The organism is Streptomyces sp. AHA2 (assembly GCF_036857595.1).
Taxonomy (GTDB): domain Bacteria; phylum Actinomycetota; class Actinomycetes; order Streptomycetales; family Streptomycetaceae; genus Streptomyces.
Window position 1 is genome coordinate 148,781 of record NZ_JAUQWJ010000004.1, and the last position, 17,794, is coordinate 166,574.

Consider the following 17,794-nt stretch of genomic DNA (forward strand, 5'->3'; position numbering starts at 1 on the left):
CTGTTCCGATAAAGAGCGTGTTTCCGTTGATTCCCGACTTCAGTCGCTCAGCACCGCACGCAACCGTTCAACGTCCGTCGTCGGTGCGTCACATGTGAAGTTACGGCAGACGTAGGCGGACGGTTCACCACCCACCAGCGGACGGTCGCCGAGCAGCGGGAACTCGTCACTGTCCGGGACGCCCACGGCGACGACCGCCCCCGGCGCCGTTCCCAGGAGTGCCGTGCGATGCAGGGCCCTCGTGCCCGCGTCGTCCAGCGACGGCCCCACGATCGCCACCTCGCGCGGACCGTCCAGCACGGCTTCCGCGACGGCCAGCCCCCAGCCGGTGAACCGGGGCACCCGCGGACCCAGCGCCTTCACCACCCCCAGGGCCTTCTCCGCGGCCGTGCGGTGCGGCGCGGAACCGGTGTGCGCCGCGTAGCTCAGCAGCGCGCCCGCCGCCGCACTCCAGCCGGACGGCGTGGCGTTGTCGGTCGGGTCCTGCGGCCGGCGGATCAGCCGCTCGGCGTCGGCGGCGGTGTCGAACAGCGCACCCGACTCCGGGTCGGCGAAACGGGCCAAAACGTGGTCGAGCAGGAACCCGGCGAACTCCAGCCACACCCCCTCCCCGGTGACCGACGCCAGCGCCAGGAACCCCTCCGCCACGTCGGCGTAGTCCTCCAGGACACCGGCGTTGGCGCCCGCGTGACCGTCCTTGCTGGTGCGCGTGAGACGCGCCTGCTCGTCCAAATGCAGCCGCACCAGGAGATCGGCGGCGGCCACGGCGGCCTCGATCAGGTCCGGCCGGTCGAAGTAGGCGCCCGTCTCGGCCAGCGCGGCGATCGCGAGCCCGTTCCACGCGGCGACGACCTTGTCGTCCCGGCCGGGCGCGGGACGCTCCGCCCGCGCCGCGAGCAACCGCTGACGGATCGAGGCGATCCGCTCCGCGTCGAACAGCCCGTCCTGCACGGGCAGTTGCAGCACGGACTGCCCGTGCTCGAAGGTGCCCTCCTCGGTCACGCCGAAGTACCGGACGGCGACCTCGGCGTCCTGCTCGCCCAGCACCTCGCGCAACTGCCCCGGCGTCCACACGTAGTACGCGCCCTCGACGTGCCTGCCGGTGCCGTCGTCGCTGTCGGCGTCCAGCGCGGAGGCGAACCCGCCCTCGTTCGTGCGCAGTTCGCGCACCATGAAGTCGGCCGTCTCCAACGCGACCCGCCGGGCCAGCTCCGAGCCGGTGGCGCGCCAGAGGTGCGCGTACACGCGGCACAGCAGGGCGTTGTCGTACAGCATCTTCTCGAAGTGCGGCACGACCCAGTCACGGTCGACCGAGTAGCGGGCGAAACCGCCGCCGAGCTGGTCGTAGATGCCGCCCCGGGCCATCCGCTCGCAGGTGTCGGCCGCCATCTGCAGGGCGCCCTCGGCTCCGGTGCGGGCGTGGTGGCGCAGCAGGAACTCCAGCACCATCGACGGCGGGAACTTCGGCGCCCCGCCGAACCCGCCGCGCTGCGGGTCGTACTCCCGGGTCAGCCCGAGCAGCGCCTGCGCCAGCTCCTGCTCCCCCGGCGTCCGCACGTCCCCGTACGAGATCTCCCGCCCCGCCAGGTCCCGCACGATCTTCCCGGCCACCTCGGTGACCTCGTCCCGCCGCTCCTGCCACGCCTGGCTCACGCCCTGCAGCACCTGCCGGAACGAGGGCATGCCCTGCCGGGGCTCGGGCGGGAAGTACGTACCGAAGTAGAACGGCTCGGCCCCGGGCGTCAGGAACACGGTCATGGGCCACCCACCGTGCCCGGTCGCGGCCTGCACGGCCTCCATGTAGACGGCATCGACATCGGGGCGCTCTTCGCGGTCGACCTTCACGCTGACGTAGTGGTCGTTGAGGTACTCGGCGGTCTGCCGGTCCTCGAACGATTCGTGCGCCATCACATGGCACCAGTGACAGCTGCTGTACCCGACGCTGAGCAGCACGGGCACGTCCCGCCTGCGCGCCTCTTCGAACGCCTCCTCCGACCAGGGCCACCAGTCGACGGGGTTGTCGGCGTGCTGCAGAAGGTAGGGGGACGTCTCGTGCGCCAGTCGGTTCGGCATGGTGTCCATCCTGCCGCAGTACCCCGCGTGTCACCCGGCAGGCGTCCCGGGGCGCGGTCGATGTGCGGGACCCGGGATCACCGTGCCCTCTCCCCAGGGTGTGCGGGGCACAGCACACTTGACGTGAACACCGTTGCCACCGGAGGGGGACGTGACATGCGGGACGGTCATCGGGGGGAGGCCGAGCGGTTGTTGGTCCGGGCCGTGGAGGAGGAGGTGCGGCGCTCCGGCGGGCGCACCGACGGCGGCGTGCTGCTGGCCCGGGCGCGCGCGGCGCTCGACGAGATGGCGCGCAGCGCCTCCGAGGAGTACGAGGCGTACACGCGCGCCCTGGACGAGGCCGCGGCCGGTCAGCTGACCTTCGGGCAGCGCTACGCCCGGGAGGGGGCGGGGACACCGCTGCTGGTGGCGGGGGCGGCTGCGGTGGCGGCGGTCGTCGCGGACCTGGCCCTGGGCACGGGCACGGGGACGGCCCTGGGCGCGGGCGCGACGGTGGCGGTGGTGGGCGCGGCGGCGACCGTCGCGAAGGTGGCCGGCTCGCACGTGCCGGCCGCGCACCGCCGGGCCGGCGCGGTGCACCAGCCCGGTGGGGTGGAGCAGTTGCGGCTGCAGTGGCTGACGGCGCTGGAGGTGCGGGGCATCCGGCCGTACCTGGACCAGCAGCGGATGCTCGCCGCGTCCACCGGCCCGAAGAAGGCGGGGCCGCGGCTGCGGGGCGCGGACAAGAGCGCGGCGGCCCGCGGGCGCAACGTGCTGGCGCAGTCGTTCGCGCAGTTGCCGCGGGCGGTGGAACCGTTCGCGGGGCGGCGGCGTGAGCTGGCGCGGATCCGGCAGTGGGTGCAGGCGGCGCGGGCGAGCACGGAGACCCGGGCGACCGTGGTGATCCTGCACGGCGCGCCCGGCAGCGGCCGGACGGCCCTCGCGGTGGCCGCCGCGCACGAGCTGAAGGACTACTTCCGCGGCGCCTGCGTCGTCGACCTGCGCGCGGAGGGCCCGAGCGGGTCGCCGCTGTCCACGCGTGACGCGCTGCTGCACCTGCTGAACCGGCTGGGAGCGCCGCGCGAGCAGTTGCTGTTCCGTGAGCGTTCCTCCCCCGACCAGCAGGTCAGGCGGCTGGCCGAGCTGTACCACCAGCATCTGACGGGCGTGCCGGTGACGATCGTCCTGGACGACGCCTCGGACGCCGGGCAGATCCGCGCGCTGGTCCCGGAGCGGTCCGACAGCCTGGTGCTGGTGACCGCGCGGGAGCCGCTGGAACCGGCGGACCTGCCGGCGCGGGTGCACCGGCTGGCGGTGGAGCCGCTGGACGCCGCCGGCGCGGAGGAGCTGCTGGGCGCGGCGGCGGAGGACCGGTCCGAGCCGTACGACGCGGAGTCGGCGGACCGGGTGCGGGAGCTGTGCGGGGGGCTGCCGCTGGCGCTGCGGATCGCGGGCTCGGGGCTCGGTCCGCGTTCCCCGCGGGCGCTGGCCGCGGACCTGGCGGCGTACGGGCCGGTGGAGCCGGTGGAGCGGGCCCTGTGGCTGCGCTACACCGACCAGGCGGAGACGGTGCGCCGGCTGCTGCGCCGGCTGGCCCTGGCGGGCCGGGCCTCACTGGGGGCCGCGGCGGCGGCCGCGCTGCTGGCCACGGACGAGGCGGAGGCGACGCGTCAGCTGCGGGCCCTGTCCCGCGCGGGCCTGATCGACCCGGTGCGCGGGGACCGCTACCGGCTGCACGACCTGGTCCGTTCCTTCGCCCGGGCCCGCCTGATGGACGAGGAGGACCCGGCCGAGCGCGCGGCGGCGCAGGAGCGGCTGATCGTGAACTACGCGGAGCTGGCCGACTCGGTGCTGCGCATGGTCGACGGCAACATGTCGACGCGCACCAACCGTTTCAGCCCGTACGGTTTCACCTCCCTCGACGAGGCGCTGCGCTGGCTGGACGACGAGTCGAGCTTCATCACGGCGGCGTTGCGGCACAGCGAGGGCGTGGACCGGGGGGCGGTGCTGAACCTGCTGGGCGCGCTGTGCGACTACTGCCTGCTGCGCGGCGATCTCTACCGGCTGGGCGAGATCAGCGAGCTGGCGCAGGCGGTGGACGAGGGTCTGCTGGTCCGCTCGGTGCAGTGGCGCACGGGCATCGCGGCCCGGCAGCTGGGCGAGCTGGACAAGGCCCGTACGACGCTCGCCTCGGTGGTCGACCTGTACCGGGAGGCCCATCACGACGCGGGGGCGGCCCGGGCGCTGTGCTCCCTGGGCATCACGCTGCACCACCAGGGGAATCTGACGGAGGCGTCGCAGAAGCTGCGCGAGGCGCTGGCCCTGCAGTCCTCGCCCGAGCTGGCGACGGACCGGGCGTGGACGATGCACGCGCTCGCGGCGGTGGAGCGGGACCGGGCGCGGCTGGGTGAGGCGCTGGAGCTGCTCACGGAGTCGCTGGTGCTGCACCGCCGGGGCGAGTCGGTGCACGGCCAGGCGTGGGCGCACTTCCAGTTGGGTCAGCTGGGTCTGCGCATGGGGGACGTCGCCCGGGCGGAGGCGGAGCTGCGGGCGGCGCTGGAGCTGTACCGGCGCACCCGTGACGCGCGCGGTGAGGCGTGGGCGCTGACGCAGCTGGCCCGGGTGCTGCTGGTCTCGGGTGAGGCGTCGCAGGCGGTGGAGGAACTGCGGGGCGCGGCGGCACGGCACCGGGACAACGAGGACGCGCGCGGTGAGGCGTGGACCCTGTACTACCTGGGTCAGGCGCTGGAGGAGACGGGCGATCTGGACCGGGCGGTGCGGGAGCTGGAGCGTTCGCGGACGATGTTCTCCCGGATGCGGGACGTGTACGGCCTGGCCTGCGCCCGCCACCACTCGGCGCGCGTCACCCGCGACCAGCGGGCCGCGCAGACGGGTTCGCTGCGCAACTCCGGCTTCGCCCGGCAGCTGCTGGTCGACGCCCGCGCGGACTTCCAGCGCATCGGTGTGGCCCACGGGGAGGCGTGGACGTGTCTGGAGCTGGCGGTGGTGGACGCGGGCAACGGCCGCACGCGGCAGGCGCTGGCCCTGTGCGACGAGGCGGCAGCGCTGTTCGCGTCGTACGGTGACCGGCGGGGTGAGGACTGGGCGCGCTTCCTGCGCTGCACGCTGCTGCCGTACGCGGCGCCGGGCGGTGTGGAGGTCGGTACGGCGGTGGCCCAGGAGGAGTTGTCCCGGTTGTCCCGCGCGGACCACCCGCTGCGGGACGAGAAGCTCGACGACTGCGCCGGCGCGTGGGCCCTGCTGCTGGAACGCGGAGTGAGCCTGGAGGCGGGCTGGCAGGCCTGGACCCTCGGCATGACGCCCAGCAGGCACGCGCGCGAGGTGATGGGGGTGCCGGTGCGGTCCCGGGCGTGAGACGGGGCGCGCGAGTGCGCCCTTGCCCCCGGGTGGCGCAGGAGGCCCGGCGGTCACGGGCAGCGCAGGCGCGTCCTCGAACCCCGGCGGCGCGGAAGACCCGGCGAACACGGGCGGCACCGCGCACCCTCGAACCGGGCCCGCCCGGTCGGCCGGCCGGAGGCGGAGCCGGGCGCGAGCCGCGACCGCACCGCTTCCGTCCGAGGCACGCCGCGGGACGGGAGCGGCCGGTTGCGGGATGCACGTCGCGCCCGCCGGCGGTGGTGGGGCCGCCGGCGGGCGGGTGTCCGGCCGGGGGCTGCCCGGCCGGAGGGGTCAGACCTGCTTCTTGCCCTGGCCCGAGGACCCCGCGTCGGCGGTGCCGGCGGACTCGGCCCGGGACGGCTCCGGGTCGGAGGGCTCCCTGGGGTCCGGGACCTGGGTGAACTCGACCCTGTTCATGTGCCGGCTCATGGACTTCATCAGGGCCCACACGGCCAGGGCCATCGCCGCGAAGACGATGAAGCCGAGGACGCCGGGGGTGACCTTGTCCTCGTCGACCTCCTTGGCGATGGTGACGAGGTGCGTCATTGCCAGGCTTGCGCTTGCGCTCATGTCAGGCATTGTCGCGGATGCCCGCGAAGAGGTCGTCCTCGGGGAGGGAGGTATCGACGAGGGACTTCGCCAGCTCGTACTCCTCCGTCGGCCAGACCTCCTTCTGGATCTCCATCGGGACCTTGAACCAGCCGCCGTCGGGGTCGATCTGCGTGGCGTGCGCGATGAGGGCCTTGTCGCGGATCTCGAAGAACTCGGCGCACGGGATGTGGGTGGTCAGCGTGCGCTGCTTCATGCCGAACTCCTCCCAGCGCTTGAGCCAGTCCCCGTAGGGCGACTCCAGACCGCGGTCGAGCATCGCCTGGTGCAGGGCCTCGGTGCGGGGGCGGTTGAAGCCCTGGTTGTAGTAGAGCTTCTGCGGCTGGTAGGCCGGGCCGTACTCGGCCTCCGGGTACTTCTCGGTGTCCGCGGCGCTCTCGAAGGCCACCATGGAGATCTTGTGGGTCATGATGTGGTCGGGGTGCGGGTAGCCGCCGTTCTCGTCGTAGGTGGTGATCACCTGCGGACGGAAGGCGCGGATCTTGCGCACCAGCTCGCCGGCCGCGTGGTCGACGTCCTCCAGGGCGAAGCAGCCCTCCGGCAGCGGCGGCAGCGGGTCGCCCTCGGGCAGGCCCGAGTCGACGAAGCCGAGCCACTCCTGCTTGACGCCGAGGATCTCGCGGGCCTCGTCCATCTCCTTCTTGCGTACCTCGTGGATGTGCTCCTCGATGTACGCGTCGCCCTGGAGCTTGGGGTTGAGGATGGAGCCGCGCTCCCCGCCCGTGCAGGTCACGACCAGCACGTCCACCCCCTCGGACACGTACTTCGCCATGGTCGCCGCGCCCTTGCTCGACTCGTCGTCGGGGTGGGCGTGGACGGCCATCAGTCGCAACTGGTCAGTCAAGACTCAATCCTCAGTAAGTCGGCGCCCTGTGTGCGTCGGCGCGATCGGCGGCTTCTATAGTGACCGAATCGGGGGGCGAATAATTCCGGGACCGGGTCCCGGGGCCCCTTTCGGGACACGCGTCCCGGCCCTGTCTGGAGGACGATCATGACCACGGCGAGCACGCGGCCGCCCGAGGGCCGCTACGGCCGTACCTCGGACGAGCGCGCCGACCGCACGCTCAAGGTCGTCGGCGCCGTCCTCGGGGTGGCGCTGCTGGGCCTCATCGGCTGGTTCGGCTACCACTACGTGGCCAAGAACGAGATCAGCGCCGAGGTCATCAGCTTCGAGCAGGGCAGGGAATCCGTCCGGGTGCACCTGGAGGTCCGCAAGGACGCGGGCACGGACGGCTACTGCACGGTCCGCTCGCAGGCCGAGAACGGGGCCGAGGTGGGCCGGGCCGACTTCCGCTTCGCGGGGGACGCGACCCGCATCGACAAGGTCGTCACGCTCCGTACGACCTCGCCGGGGACGACGGCCGAGCTGCTGGGCTGCCACACCGACTGACGGCGACGGGTGTCGCCCGCGATCCGCCGGTGCTGACCTGCGCCGACGTGATTCTGGTCGCTTATGTCCTCCCCCTCGGGCCCCCGAATTGTTAGGCTCGTGGTTTCGCCCTTCCGTGAAGGAACATGCTTCTGGGTAGGGCGATGCTTTGTATTCCCAGTACCTACGAGGAGCACCTGTGACCCAGACCAGCGAGAACGTCACCTGGCTGACCCAGGAGGCGTACAACAAGCTCAAGGCTGAGCTTGAGTACCTTACTGGTCCCGCGCGTGCGGAGATCTCCGCGAAGATCGCCGCGGCGCGCGAGGAGGGCGACCTGCGCGAGAACGGCGGGTACCACGCGGCCAAGGAGGAGCAGGGCAAGCAGGAGCTCCGTGTGCGCCAGCTCACCCAGCTCCTCGAGAGTGCGAAGGTCGGTGAGGCGCCCGCCGCCGACGGCGCGGTCGCCCCCGGCATGGTCGTCACGATCGCGTTCGACGGTGACGAGGACGACACGCTGACGTTCCTGCTCGCCTCGCGCGAGTACGCCAGCTCCGACATCGAGACCTACTCGCCGCAGTCCCCGCTGGGCACCGGCGTGATCGGCCACAAGGTCGGCGAGGACGCGGAGTACGAGCTGCCGAACGGCAAGAAGGCCTCGGTGAAGATCCTCAAGGCCGAGCCGTACGAGGGCTGACCCTCCCCCTCCGGATCATCGACCTGCCTCCGGCGCCGACGGCGCCGGGGGCTTCGTCATGCGGTCGCGGAGCGGTACTTGCGCACCGCCAGGGTGCGGAACACCACGATGATGACGACCGAGTAGATCAGCGAGGCCCACACGGGGTGCTGCATGGGCCAGGCGTCCGAGGCGGACTGTCCCGGATTGGCGAACAGCACACGGCAGGCCTGCACCGTGGCGCTGAACGGGTTCCACTCGGCGATGTGGCGCAGCCACGGGGTCATGTTGCTGGTGTCGACGAACGCGTTGGAGATGAAGGTGACCGGGAAGAGCCAGATCAGGCCGCTGGAGGTGGCCGCCTCCGGTGTGCGCACGGACATGCCGATCAGCGCGCCGATCCAGGTGAACGCGTAGCCGAGCAGGAGCAGCAGGCCGAAGGCCGCGAGGACCTCGGCGGCGTTGGTGTCGCCGTCGGATCCGACGCGCCAGCCGACCAGGAGGGCGACCGCGGCGAGGACGACGAGGGTGAGGGCCGTCTGCACCGAGTCGGCCAGGGTGCGTCCGGTGAGGACCGCGCCGCGTGCCATGGGCAGGGAGCGGAAGCGGTCGATGAGGCCCTTGTGCATGTCGTCGGCGATGCCGGCGCCGGAGCTGGCGGTGGCGAAGGTGACGGTCTGCGCGAAGATGCCGGCCATCAGGAAGTTCTTGTAGTCGATGGCGCTGGTGCTGTTGCCGATCTGCATGGAGCCGCCGAAGACGTAGGTGAACAGCACCACGAACATGATCGGCTGGATCAGGCCGTAGATGATCATCTCGGGGATGCGGCTCATGCGGATCAGGTTCCGCTTGGCGACCACCATCGAGTCCCGGATCGACTGGCTGACCGGGTTCGCGGCCGGCGTGACCCGCATGGTGTCGGTGACGGCGCTCACTTCGCGGCCTCCTTGTCGCTGTCTTCGTCCTTGGCCTCGGCGACGTGTCCGGTCAGGGACAGGAAGACGTCGTCGAGGGTGGGCCTGCGCAGTCCGATGTCGTCGATCTCGATGCCGCGGGTGTCCAGCTCGCGGATGACCTCGGCCAGGAGCTTGGCGCCGCCGGTGACGGGCGTGGTGAGCTTGCGCATGTGCTCCTCGACCGTGGTGTCGCCCTTGCCGAAACCGGCGAGCACCTCGGCGGCGGTGCGGATGTGCTCGCGCTCGTGCACCACGAGCTCGACCCGCTCCCCGCCGGTGCGGGCCTTGAGCTGGTCGGAGGTGCCCTGGGCGATGACCCTGCCCTGGTCGACGACCGCGATGTCGTGCGCCAGGTGGTCGGCCTCCTCCAGGTACTGCGTGGTCAGCAGCAGTGTCGTGCCCCCGGACACCAGGTGTTTGATGACCTCCCACAGCTGCTGGCGGTTGCGCGGGTCCAGGCCGGTCGTCGGCTCGTCCATGAACATGACGGGCGGTGAGACGACCAGGGCGGCGGCGAGGTCGAGGCGGCGGCGCATGCCGCCCGAGTAGGTCTTGGTGGGGCGGTCGGCGGCGTCGGTGAGGTGGAACTGCTCCAGCAGCTCGGCCGCGCGCTGCTTCGCCGCCTTGGCCTTCATCTGGTAGAGCCGGCCGACCATCTGGAGGTTCTCCCGGCCGGTCAGGTACTCGTCGACCGCCGCGAACTGGCCGGACAGGCCGATGGAGCGGCGGACGGCGTCGGGTTGCTTCAGCACGTCGATTCCGGCGACGACCGCGCGTCCGCTGTCGGGCCGCAGCAGGGTGGTCAGGCAGCGGACGGTGGTCGTCTTGCCCGCGCCGTTCGGCCCGAGCAGGCCGAGGACGGTGCCTTCGGGCACATCGAGGTCGACACCGTCCAAGGCCCTTACGTCACCGAAGGTCTTGACCAGACCCTCGGCATGGATGGCGCCTGGCATATGAGTCTCCACGTCTTCGGGGAATCCCGGACGGACGTCCGGTGAGGTTGCTCACGGACACACCATAACGCGATGTATCGCGTCTCACAACGAGTTTTCGCGCGTCGCACTGCGTGATCACGGGCGAGTCCCCGGCCTGCCGGAGCGCCCCGCCGGCGGGGACGCCCGGCCGGGCGCGGGCAGCTCCCCGAGCCGCCGGACGGTCCGACCGGCCGGAGGGCCCGGCCGGTCCGGGGGCCTCAGACCATGACCGTGTAGCCCGCCTCGCGCAGCGACCGGCCCACCTCGGCGCAGTGCGCCGGCCCCTTCGTCTCCAGGTGCAGCTCCACCTCCGCCTCCGTGAGCCCGAGCCGCGGGTCCGTCCGCACGTGGCTCACATCCAGGACGTTAGCGTCGACCGCCGACAACACGCCCAGCAATTGCGCGAGGGCGCCCGGCCGGTCCGTCAGCCGCAGCCGGACCGCCAGGTAACGGCCCTGCGCGGCCATGCCGTGCCGCAGCACCCGCTCCATCAGCACCGGGTCCACGTTGCCGCCCGACAGCACCGCGACGACCGGGCCCGCGAAGGAGCCGGGGTCGCTGAGCAGGGCCGCGACCGGGCTCGCCCCGGCCGGCTCCACCACCAGCTTCGCCCGCTCCAGGCACAGCAGCAGCGCGGCCGACAGCTCGTCCTCGCTGACCGTGCGCACCTCGTCCACCAGCTCGCCGATGATGCCGAACGGCACGTCACCGGGCCGTCCGACCTTGATGCCGTCGGCCATCGTGGCCGGGTTCTCCACCGACACCGGCCGTCCCGCCGCCAGCGACGGCGGATAGGCGGCCGCGCCCGCCGCCTGCACGCCCACGATCCGCACGTCCGGGCGCAGGGCCTTCGCCGCCACCGCGATCCCCGCGGCCAGCCCGCCGCCGCCGATCCCGACGACGATCGTCGCGGCCTCGGGGCACTGTTCGAGGATCTCCAGCCCCACCGTGCCCTGCCCCGCGATGACGTCCGGGTGGTCGAAGGGGTGGATGAACACCGCGCCCGTCCGCGCCGCGTACTCCTGCGCCGCGGCCAGGGTCTCGTCGACCACCTGCCCGTGCAGCCGCACCTCGGCGCCGTACTCCCGGGTCGCGCTGACCTTCGGCAGCGGGGCGCCCTGCGGCATGAACACCGTCGAGTGCACGCCGAGCAGCGACGACGCGAGCGCCACTCCCTGCGCGTGGTTGCCGGCGCTCGCCGCGACCACACCGGCGGCGCGCTCCTCGGGCAGCAGACCGGCGATCCTGACGTAGGCGCCGCGCAGCTTGAACGAGCCCGTCCGCTGGAGGTTCTCGCACTTCAGGTGCACCGGCGCGCCCACCATCCGGGACAGGTGCCTGCTGCCCTCCAGCGCGGTCGCCCGTGCCACGCCCGCGAGCATCTTCTGGGCGCCGCGCACGTCGTCGAGGGTGACCGAGCGCAAGGAGTCAGCCGTGCTGTAGCTCATGACTCCCAGCATCGCAGTTCACGGGCGGGAACGACCGTTGTGACCAACCTCCGAGACCCGCTTTGCGCAGCGCCGGTACGACCCGCCCCCCGGCCGCGTACCCTGTCCCCCAATCTGCCAGCCCTCCACGAAGTGAGCCCCCGGCCATGCCCACAACACCTGGAATGTCGATGGACATGACGACCGTCGGTGACAGCGGTCTCCTCGACACGCTGCAGCACGAGGTGGCGCTGTTCGCCCGCCGTGCCGAACAGACCCGGCTCGGCGGGGTCGGGCAGGTGCGCAACTCCATGGACCGCGCCGCGTACCTGCTGCTCAACCGTCTGGACAAAGAAGGCCCCATGGGCGTCAAGGCGCTCGCCGCGAGCATGGGGATCGACTCCTCGACGGTCACCCGCCAGGTGGCTCCGCTCGTCGACACCGGCCTGGTCAAGCGCACCTCGCACCCCGAGGACGGGCGCGCGGTGGTGCTGCAGCTCTCCCCGCGCGGGCAGGCCCGCCTGGAGGAAGTACGCTCCTCGCGGCGCCAGTTGATGGCCGAGCTGACCCAGGACTGGCAGCCGGAGGAACGCGAGGCGTTCTGCTCCCTCCTGACCCGCTTCAACAGCGCGCTGTCCTCCCGGATGTCGGCACAGGGGGTGCCGGGCCCGGAGGCACAGACGGAGTCCTGAGCACCGTACGAACGGACCGCACACGCGCGGGGCACTCGGAGGCGGACGCCGACACCGTCGTCCGGGCGGCGCACGTGACGGTCGTTCCGGTGCTGCGCGGCTCTTGACCGCGAAGGCGTCGCCGGTCTGATATGAGACCGGGTCCCCGTCCGATGCGGCCGGGGACCGCATCGGACGGGGAGGCCGTCGGGCGGGAGGCGCGGTTGCGAGAGCGGCACGCTGTCCAGGCAGCCCGCCGGGCCCGCGAGTTCGAGGCGTTCGTCGCGGGCGCGGCCGGGCGGCTGCTGCACGCCGCCACCCTGCTCACCGCCGAGGACCCGGACGACAACCCCCGCGCGCGGCGCCTGCTGACACTGGCGCTGGCGCACACGTACGCGTGCTGGGACCGGCTGCGCGGCGACGACCCCTACGACCGCACCCGTCAGCACCTGGCCACCCGCTTCGCCCGCGGCGCGTGGCACCACCGCGCCGTTCCGGGGCGGCGGGCACAGGCCGCCGGGCCGCTGGCGTCCCTCGGCCCGCAGGAGCGGCTGGTCCTGGTGCTCCGGCTCCACGAGGGCGTCGCCGAGGAACAGGTGGCGGCCCTGCTCGGCCTGTCACCGGAGCGTGTGCGGGCGATCTGCCACCGCGCGAAGTCGGCCCTGCTGCACGGGGCGCGGAACCCCGCTACGGCCGTCACGGCGGCGAAGGCACCATCGAAGCCACCGGCTCACCGGGCGGTGCCGTCGTGACCGGCACGGCCGGTGCGGCGCGCCCGCGGAGCCGGGCATGAGCGGCGGCGACCGGGAGGCCGCCCTGCGGCGGCTGCTGGAGCAGGGGCAGCGGACCGTGCCGCCCGGGATCCACGCGGAGGCGGTGCGCCGGGGCGGCCGGATGCTGCGGCGCAGGGCGCTGGCCCGCCGCCTGCTGTGGCTGCTGCTGGTCGCGGCCGCGGCGGCGTTCGCCGCGTGGGCGCTGACCGTCCAGCCGTGGGTGGAGCCGCCCTCGGAGACGACCCCACCCCTGACGGGCTGGTGACCCGGCCGGGACGGCCCTAGCCCAGCGCCTGCTGCAGGTCCTCCAGCAGGTCGTCGGCGTTCTCGATGCCGACGGACAGGCGCACCAGGTCGCCGGGGACCTCCAGCAGCGAGCCGGCCACGGACGCGTGCGTCATCCGGCCCGGGTGCTCGATCAGCGACTCGACGCCGCCCAGAGACTCGCCCAGCGTGAACACCTTGGCGCGGTTGCACACCTCGACGGCCGCCTCCTCGCCGCCCTCGACGCGGAAGGAGATCATGCCGCCGAAGGACTTCATCTGCTTGGCGGCGACCTCGTGGCCGGGGTGCTCCGGCAGGCCCGGGTACAGCACGCTCGTCACGCGCGCGTGCCGCGAGAGCATGTCGGCGACCTTGGCGGCGTTCTCGCTGTGCCGGTCCATGCGCACGGCGAGCGTCTTGGTGCCGCGCAGCACCAGCCAGGAGTCGAACGGGCCGGCGACCGCGCCCATGGCGTTCTGGTGGAAGGCCAGCTCCTCGCCGAGCCCGGCGTCGGCGGTGATCAGCGCGCCGCCGACGACGTCGGAGTGGCCGCCCATGTACTTGGTCAGGGAGTGCACCACGACGTCCGCGCCCAGCGCCAGCGGCTGCTGGAGGTAGGGCGTGGCGAAGGTGTTGTCGACGACGAGACGGGCGCCCCCGTCCCGGGCCACCTGGGCGACCGCGGCGATGTCGGTGATGCCGAGGAGCGGGTTGGAGGGGGTCTCCACCCACACGACCTTGGTCTTCGGGGTGAGGGCGGCGCGCACGGCGGCCGGGTCGCTCGTGTCGGCCACCGACCACTCGACGCCCCAGCGGGCGACGACCTTCGCGAACAGCCGGAACGTGCCGCCGTAGGCGTCGTTGGGGATGACCACGTGGTCGCCGGGGGCGAGCAGCGTGCGCAGCAGGCAGTCCTCGGCCGCCAGCCCGGACGCGAACGCGAGACCGCGGCGGCCGCCCTCCAGGGCGGCGAGGTTCTCCTCCAGCGCGGTCCTGGTCGGATTGGCGCTGCGGCTGTACTCGTAGCCGCCGCGCAGGCCGCCGACGCCGTCCTGCTTGTAGGTGGAGACCTGGTAGATCGGCGGGACGACCGCGCCCGTCAGGGGGTCGGCGGTGTTGCCCGCGTGGATCGCGAGCGTCTCGAAGTGCTGACTGATGTGCCTGTCGCTCATGGGCCCGAGGGTAGTGCGCCGGGACGCGGAGTGCCGGGGGACGGGGCGGCGCGGGCGCCGCAGTGGCGTTTCCGAGGGATTTCCCCCGGGCCCGCGCGACCGCGGGCGGGGTTTTCCACAGGTTCGGGGAGCAGGTTGGCCAATTGTCGGCGCGGTCTGGTTCGCTTGTTGCATGGAGATTCTCTGGGTCCTGATCGCGCTGGTCATGCTGGGCTTCGTGCTGCTTCCCTTCCTGCGGCGCAGGCGCGGTGCGGTCGGGCTCGTCTCGCCCGACCACCCGGACGCGGCGGACCCGGCGAACTACGGCTTCGTCCGCGAGGAGGAGCTCGACATCCGCATGCCCGGCCCCGACCAGGACCTGCTCGACGTCCTGGACCTGGTGCAGCGCACGCAGGACCACCGCGCGGCCCAGCAGCTCCTGGCGGGCACGGAGGCCGAGGGCGAGCGGCGCTGGCAGCGCGTGCAGGCCTTCGCCGGCGCGGCCTCGCTGGAGCTCGCCCGGCGGCCGGGCGGAGTGAGCGACTCTCCGGGCGGCCAGTGGCTGCGGGTGTGGCGGGCGGAGGCGCCCAAGGACGCGGGCGGCGCCGCGGTGCACGCGGAGTTCCTGGTCCAGCAGGCCTGGCGGACGGCGACGCCCGGGACGGACGAGTTCCGGATCATCATGGAGGAGGCCAGGGCGGCGTGCGGCGAGGCCGCGCTGCTGGCACCCGGCGATCCGGTCCCGTACATCGTCGAGCTGTCGGTGGCCCGTGGGCTGGGCTACTCGCAGAAGGACTTCGAGCAGGTGTGGCTGAAGATCCTGGACCGCGCCCCGGTCCACATGGGGGCGCACCTGGCCGCGCTGCACTACTGGTGCGAGAAGTGGCACGGCTCCCGGCAGGAGGCGTACGCGTTCGCGGAGGCCGCGGCGGCCCGCGCCCCGCAGGGTTCCCTGCTGGCGGCCATGCCGCTGTTCGCGGTCTTCGAGCACCTTCCCGAGGTGACCCTGGTCAGCAGCTTCTGGCAGAGCGAGGTCGTCACCAAGGCGATGCACGGCGCGCTGCACGCGGTCCACTCCGCCCGCCCGGACGACCCGATGCTGGCGCACGTGCGGCACATGCTGGTGTTCTTCCTGGTCCGCAGCGAGCGCTGGTCGGAGGCGATGAGCCAGCTGGTCCACGTCGACGGCCATGTGGGCGCCCTGCCGTGGACGCTGTCCGCCGACCCGGCGGCGGAGTTCGCGGTGTACCGGGCGCTCGCGGTGGCGGGCTACGAGGCGAACGGCGGCAGCCCGGCGAGCCTGCCGCACTGAGCCCGGGCCGGTCGCAGCCGGGCCGGGGCGAGCCTGCCGCACCGAGCCGGCCCGCCGGCTGCCCGGCCCCCGGAATGCCGTGCGGCCGGGGCCGGTTGAAGGGGGCGTCCACCCGAGGGGAGCCCGCATGTTCCTGTACCGCCGTTCGCCGCAGCTGCCGACGCCCGAGCAGGCGCTGAAGGGCCGCCCGAAGCCGGTGTTCACGGTCCCCGGCCGCCACACCGTCCTCGGGAACCCGCTGCTCGGCCCCTACCCGGGGGATCTGGAGACCGCCGACTTCGCGCTGGGCTGCTTCTGGGGTGCCGAGCGCGTGTTCTGGCGGCTGCCCGCCGGGGTCTGGACGACCCTCGTCGGCTACCAGGGCGGCTTCACCGAGAACCCCACCTACGAGGAGGTCTGCTCGGGCCTGACCGGCCACACGGAGGTCGTCCGCGTGGTGTACGACCCCCGGCAGATCTCCTACGAGCGCCTGCTCAAGACGTTCTGGGAGTCGCACGACCCGACGCAGGGCTTCCGCCAGGGCAACGACGTGGGCACGCAGTACCGTTCGGCCGTGTACACCCACTCCCCCGAGCAGGACGCCGCGGCCCGGTTCTCCCGCGAGGCCTACCAGAAGGCCCTCACGGCCTCCGGCCACGGCGCGATCACCACCGAGATCCTTTCGGCGGCCGACCGCCCCTTCCACCCGGCCGAGCCCTACCACCAGCAGTACCTGGACAAGAACCCGGCGGGGTACTGCGGCATCGGCGGGACGGGGGTCTCCTGCCCGGTCGGTGTGGCACGGGCCGGGGGCTGAGAGCGGGTCCCGCGCCGAAGGGGCCGCGCGGGAGCCCCGTGACGCGGACCGGCGGGCGGGGAGCCGGAGGTGACACGGGGGTCCGGCCGGCCGGGGGGACCCAATAGGGTGCCTGCGTGACTGCGCCCTTGAGTTCCGACAAGTCCCGTGCCGCGCTGCGGATAAGCGCGCGGGTGTCCGCCCAGTTCCTGCTGGTGTTCGCCGCGTCGGCGGTCGCACTGTGGTTGCTCGGCCGGATGTGGTCCGTGGTGTGGCCGCTCGTGGTGGGGCTGCTGCTGACCACGCTCACCTGGCCCGCCGCCCGGTACCTGCGTCGGCGCGGATGGCCGCCCGCGCTCGCCGCGTCCGTGGTGACGGTGCTGTTCCTGCTGCTCGCCGCGGGGGTCGTGGCGCTGATCGCGGTGCCGGTGGCCTCGCAGTCCGGGGAGCTGACCGACGGGGTCGTGGAGGGCATCCAGCGGCTGCGGGAGTGGGCGGCCGGACCGCCGCTGAACATCGGGGACGCGCAGATCAACAAGGCGTTCGACAGCGCCGTCGCCCGGGCCCAGGAGGGCGTGGGCAGCATGGTCGGCGCGGTCGTCACGGGCGTGAGCACCGTGGTCAACGGCGTCGTCACCGCCGTCCTCGCGCTGTTCCTGATGTTCTTCTTCCTCAAGGACGGACCGCGGTTCCTGCCCTGGCTCGGCCGTCAGCTGCCCGGGCGGCTCGCCACCGACGTGCCGACCGTCTTCGACCGCGGCTGGGCGACCCTCGGCGCGTTCGTGCGCTCCCAGGCGGCCGTCGGCCTGATCGACGCCGTGCTGATCGGTCTGGGCCTGTGGATCCTGGACGTGCCGCTGGTGCTTCCCCTGGCCGTGCTGACCTTCGTCTCGGCGTTCGTGCCGATCATCGGCGCGCTGTTCGCCGGGTTCGTCGCGGTCCTCATCGCGCTCGTGTCCAACGGCCTCATGGACGCGCTGATCGTGCTGGCCGTCATCATCGTGGTGCAGCAGTTGGAGGGCAACGTCTTCCAGCCCATGATCCAGAGCCGGGGCCTCGGCCTGCACGCGGCCGTGGTGCTGCTGGCGGTGACCCTGGGCGGCAGCCTCGCCGGCATCGTCGGCAGTCTGCTCGCCGTGCCCGTCGCCGCGCTGATCGCGGTGGTGTGGAACTACCTCCGCGAGCAGCTCGCCGACCCGCCGGCCGGACCGGACGCGGACGGCACCGCCCCGGCCGACCCCGCCACCCCCTGACGGCCCCGTCACCCCCTGACGGGGCCGGCCGGTCACGGCCCGACGGCCACCCGCCGCGGACCAGTGGTCGCCGTCTGCCCTGCCCTGCCCTGCCGTGCCCTGTGACGAGGCTGCGCGGGGATACCGTCGGCCC

The 17,794-nt window shown here is 73.0% G+C and carries 16 protein-coding genes; 9 read left to right on the forward strand and 7 right to left on the reverse strand.

Annotated features, from left to right (window positions below):
• Positions 1-39: 39 nt before the first annotated feature.
• Complete coding sequence (locus Q5694_RS11150; protein WP_333932478.1) at positions 40-2,073, reverse strand: thioredoxin domain-containing protein; 2,034 nt, start codon at positions 2,071-2,073, stop codon at positions 40-42.
• A gap of 156 nt (positions 2,074-2,229) precedes the next feature.
• Here Q5694_RS11150 and Q5694_RS11155 point away from each other — a divergent pair, with 156 nt between their 5' ends.
• Entirely contained in the window at positions 2,230-5,427 is a 3,198-nt protein-coding gene (locus tag Q5694_RS11155) for a tetratricopeptide repeat protein (RefSeq protein ID WP_333932479.1), read from the forward strand.
• A 315-nt stretch (positions 5,428-5,742) separates the two neighbouring features.
• Here Q5694_RS11155 and Q5694_RS11160 read toward each other — a convergent pair whose 3' ends face one another.
• Positions 5,743-6,030 (reverse strand): hypothetical protein, encoded by a 288-nt coding sequence (locus Q5694_RS11160; RefSeq protein WP_333932480.1) that lies wholly within the window; start codon positions 6,028-6,030, stop codon positions 5,743-5,745.
• Entirely contained in the window at positions 6,023-6,904 is an 882-nt protein-coding gene (gene mca / locus Q5694_RS11165; protein WP_333932482.1) for a mycothiol conjugate amidase Mca, read from the reverse strand. The genes Q5694_RS11160 and mca overlap by 8 nt, the downstream gene beginning before the upstream one ends.
• 147 nt (positions 6,905-7,051) lie before the next feature.
• On the opposite strand from mca, the gene Q5694_RS11170 reads away from it, so the two are divergent.
• Positions 7,052-7,450, forward strand: a complete 399-nt coding sequence (locus Q5694_RS11170) for a DUF4307 domain-containing protein (RefSeq protein WP_333932483.1) — start codon at positions 7,052-7,054, stop codon at positions 7,448-7,450.
• A gap of 178 nt (positions 7,451-7,628) precedes the next feature.
• On the forward strand, positions 7,629-8,126 hold the full coding sequence (greA, locus tag Q5694_RS11175) for a transcription elongation factor GreA (protein WP_333932485.1): 498 nt from the start codon (positions 7,629-7,631) through the stop codon (positions 8,124-8,126).
• 56 nt (positions 8,127-8,182) lie between these two features.
• On the opposite strand, the gene Q5694_RS11180 is transcribed toward greA, so the two are convergent.
• The 3 genes from Q5694_RS11180 to ilvA all read right to left on the reverse strand — a co-directional run bounded on the left by Q5694_RS11180 (position 8,183) and on the right by ilvA (position 11,483).
• Positions 8,183-9,040: an ABC transporter permease gene (locus tag Q5694_RS11180; protein ID WP_333932486.1), complete on the reverse strand. Its 858-nt coding sequence runs from the start codon at positions 9,038-9,040 to the stop codon at positions 8,183-8,185.
• On the reverse strand, positions 9,037-10,014 hold the full coding sequence (locus Q5694_RS11185) for an ATP-binding cassette domain-containing protein (RefSeq protein WP_333932488.1): 978 nt from the start codon (positions 10,012-10,014) through the stop codon (positions 9,037-9,039). Before Q5694_RS11185 ends, Q5694_RS11180 begins: the two co-directional genes overlap by 4 nt.
• Before the next feature lie 239 nt (positions 10,015-10,253).
• On the reverse strand, positions 10,254-11,483 hold the full coding sequence (gene ilvA, locus Q5694_RS11190; RefSeq protein WP_333932489.1) for a threonine ammonia-lyase: 1,230 nt from the start codon (positions 11,481-11,483) through the stop codon (positions 10,254-10,256).
• 164 nt (positions 11,484-11,647) lie between these two features.
• Here ilvA and Q5694_RS11195 point away from each other — a divergent pair, with 164 nt between their 5' ends.
• From Q5694_RS11195 to Q5694_RS11205, 3 genes are all read left to right on the forward strand, one after another.
• Positions 11,648-12,154 carry a MarR family winged helix-turn-helix transcriptional regulator gene (locus Q5694_RS11195; RefSeq protein ID WP_333932928.1) on the forward strand — a complete coding sequence of 169 codons (507 nt, stop codon included), beginning with the start codon at positions 11,648-11,650 and terminating at the stop codon, positions 12,152-12,154.
• Between the two features lie 203 nt (positions 12,155-12,357).
• On the forward strand, positions 12,358-12,885 hold the full coding sequence (locus tag Q5694_RS11200; protein WP_333932491.1) for a sigma factor-like helix-turn-helix DNA-binding protein: 528 nt from the start codon (positions 12,358-12,360) through the stop codon (positions 12,883-12,885).
• Between the two features lie 37 nt (positions 12,886-12,922).
• Positions 12,923-13,171, forward strand: coding sequence for a hypothetical protein (locus tag Q5694_RS11205; RefSeq protein WP_333932492.1), 249 nt, complete (start codon positions 12,923-12,925; stop codon positions 13,169-13,171).
• Positions 13,172-13,187: 16 nt separating this feature from the next.
• On the opposite strand, the gene Q5694_RS11210 is transcribed toward Q5694_RS11205, so the two are convergent.
• Entirely contained in the window at positions 13,188-14,342 is a 1,155-nt protein-coding gene (locus Q5694_RS11210) for a cystathionine gamma-synthase (protein WP_333932493.1), read from the reverse strand.
• A 172-nt stretch (positions 14,343-14,514) separates the two neighbouring features.
• Between Q5694_RS11210 and Q5694_RS11215 the strand changes: the two genes are divergently transcribed.
• From Q5694_RS11215 to Q5694_RS11225, 3 genes are all read left to right on the forward strand, one after another.
• Positions 14,515-15,633, forward strand: a complete 1,119-nt coding sequence (locus Q5694_RS11215) for a hypothetical protein (protein WP_333932494.1) — start codon at positions 14,515-14,517, stop codon at positions 15,631-15,633.
• A 127-nt stretch (positions 15,634-15,760) separates the two neighbouring features.
• Positions 15,761-16,429, forward strand: a complete 669-nt coding sequence (gene msrA / locus Q5694_RS11220) for a peptide-methionine (S)-S-oxide reductase MsrA (protein ID WP_333932495.1) — start codon at positions 15,761-15,763, stop codon at positions 16,427-16,429.
• Positions 16,430-16,557: 128 nt separating this feature from the next.
• Positions 16,558-17,661 (forward strand): AI-2E family transporter, encoded by a 1,104-nt coding sequence (locus Q5694_RS11225; protein WP_443040861.1) that lies wholly within the window; start codon positions 16,558-16,560, stop codon positions 17,659-17,661.
• The last annotated feature ends 133 nt before the right edge of the window (positions 17,662-17,794 follow it).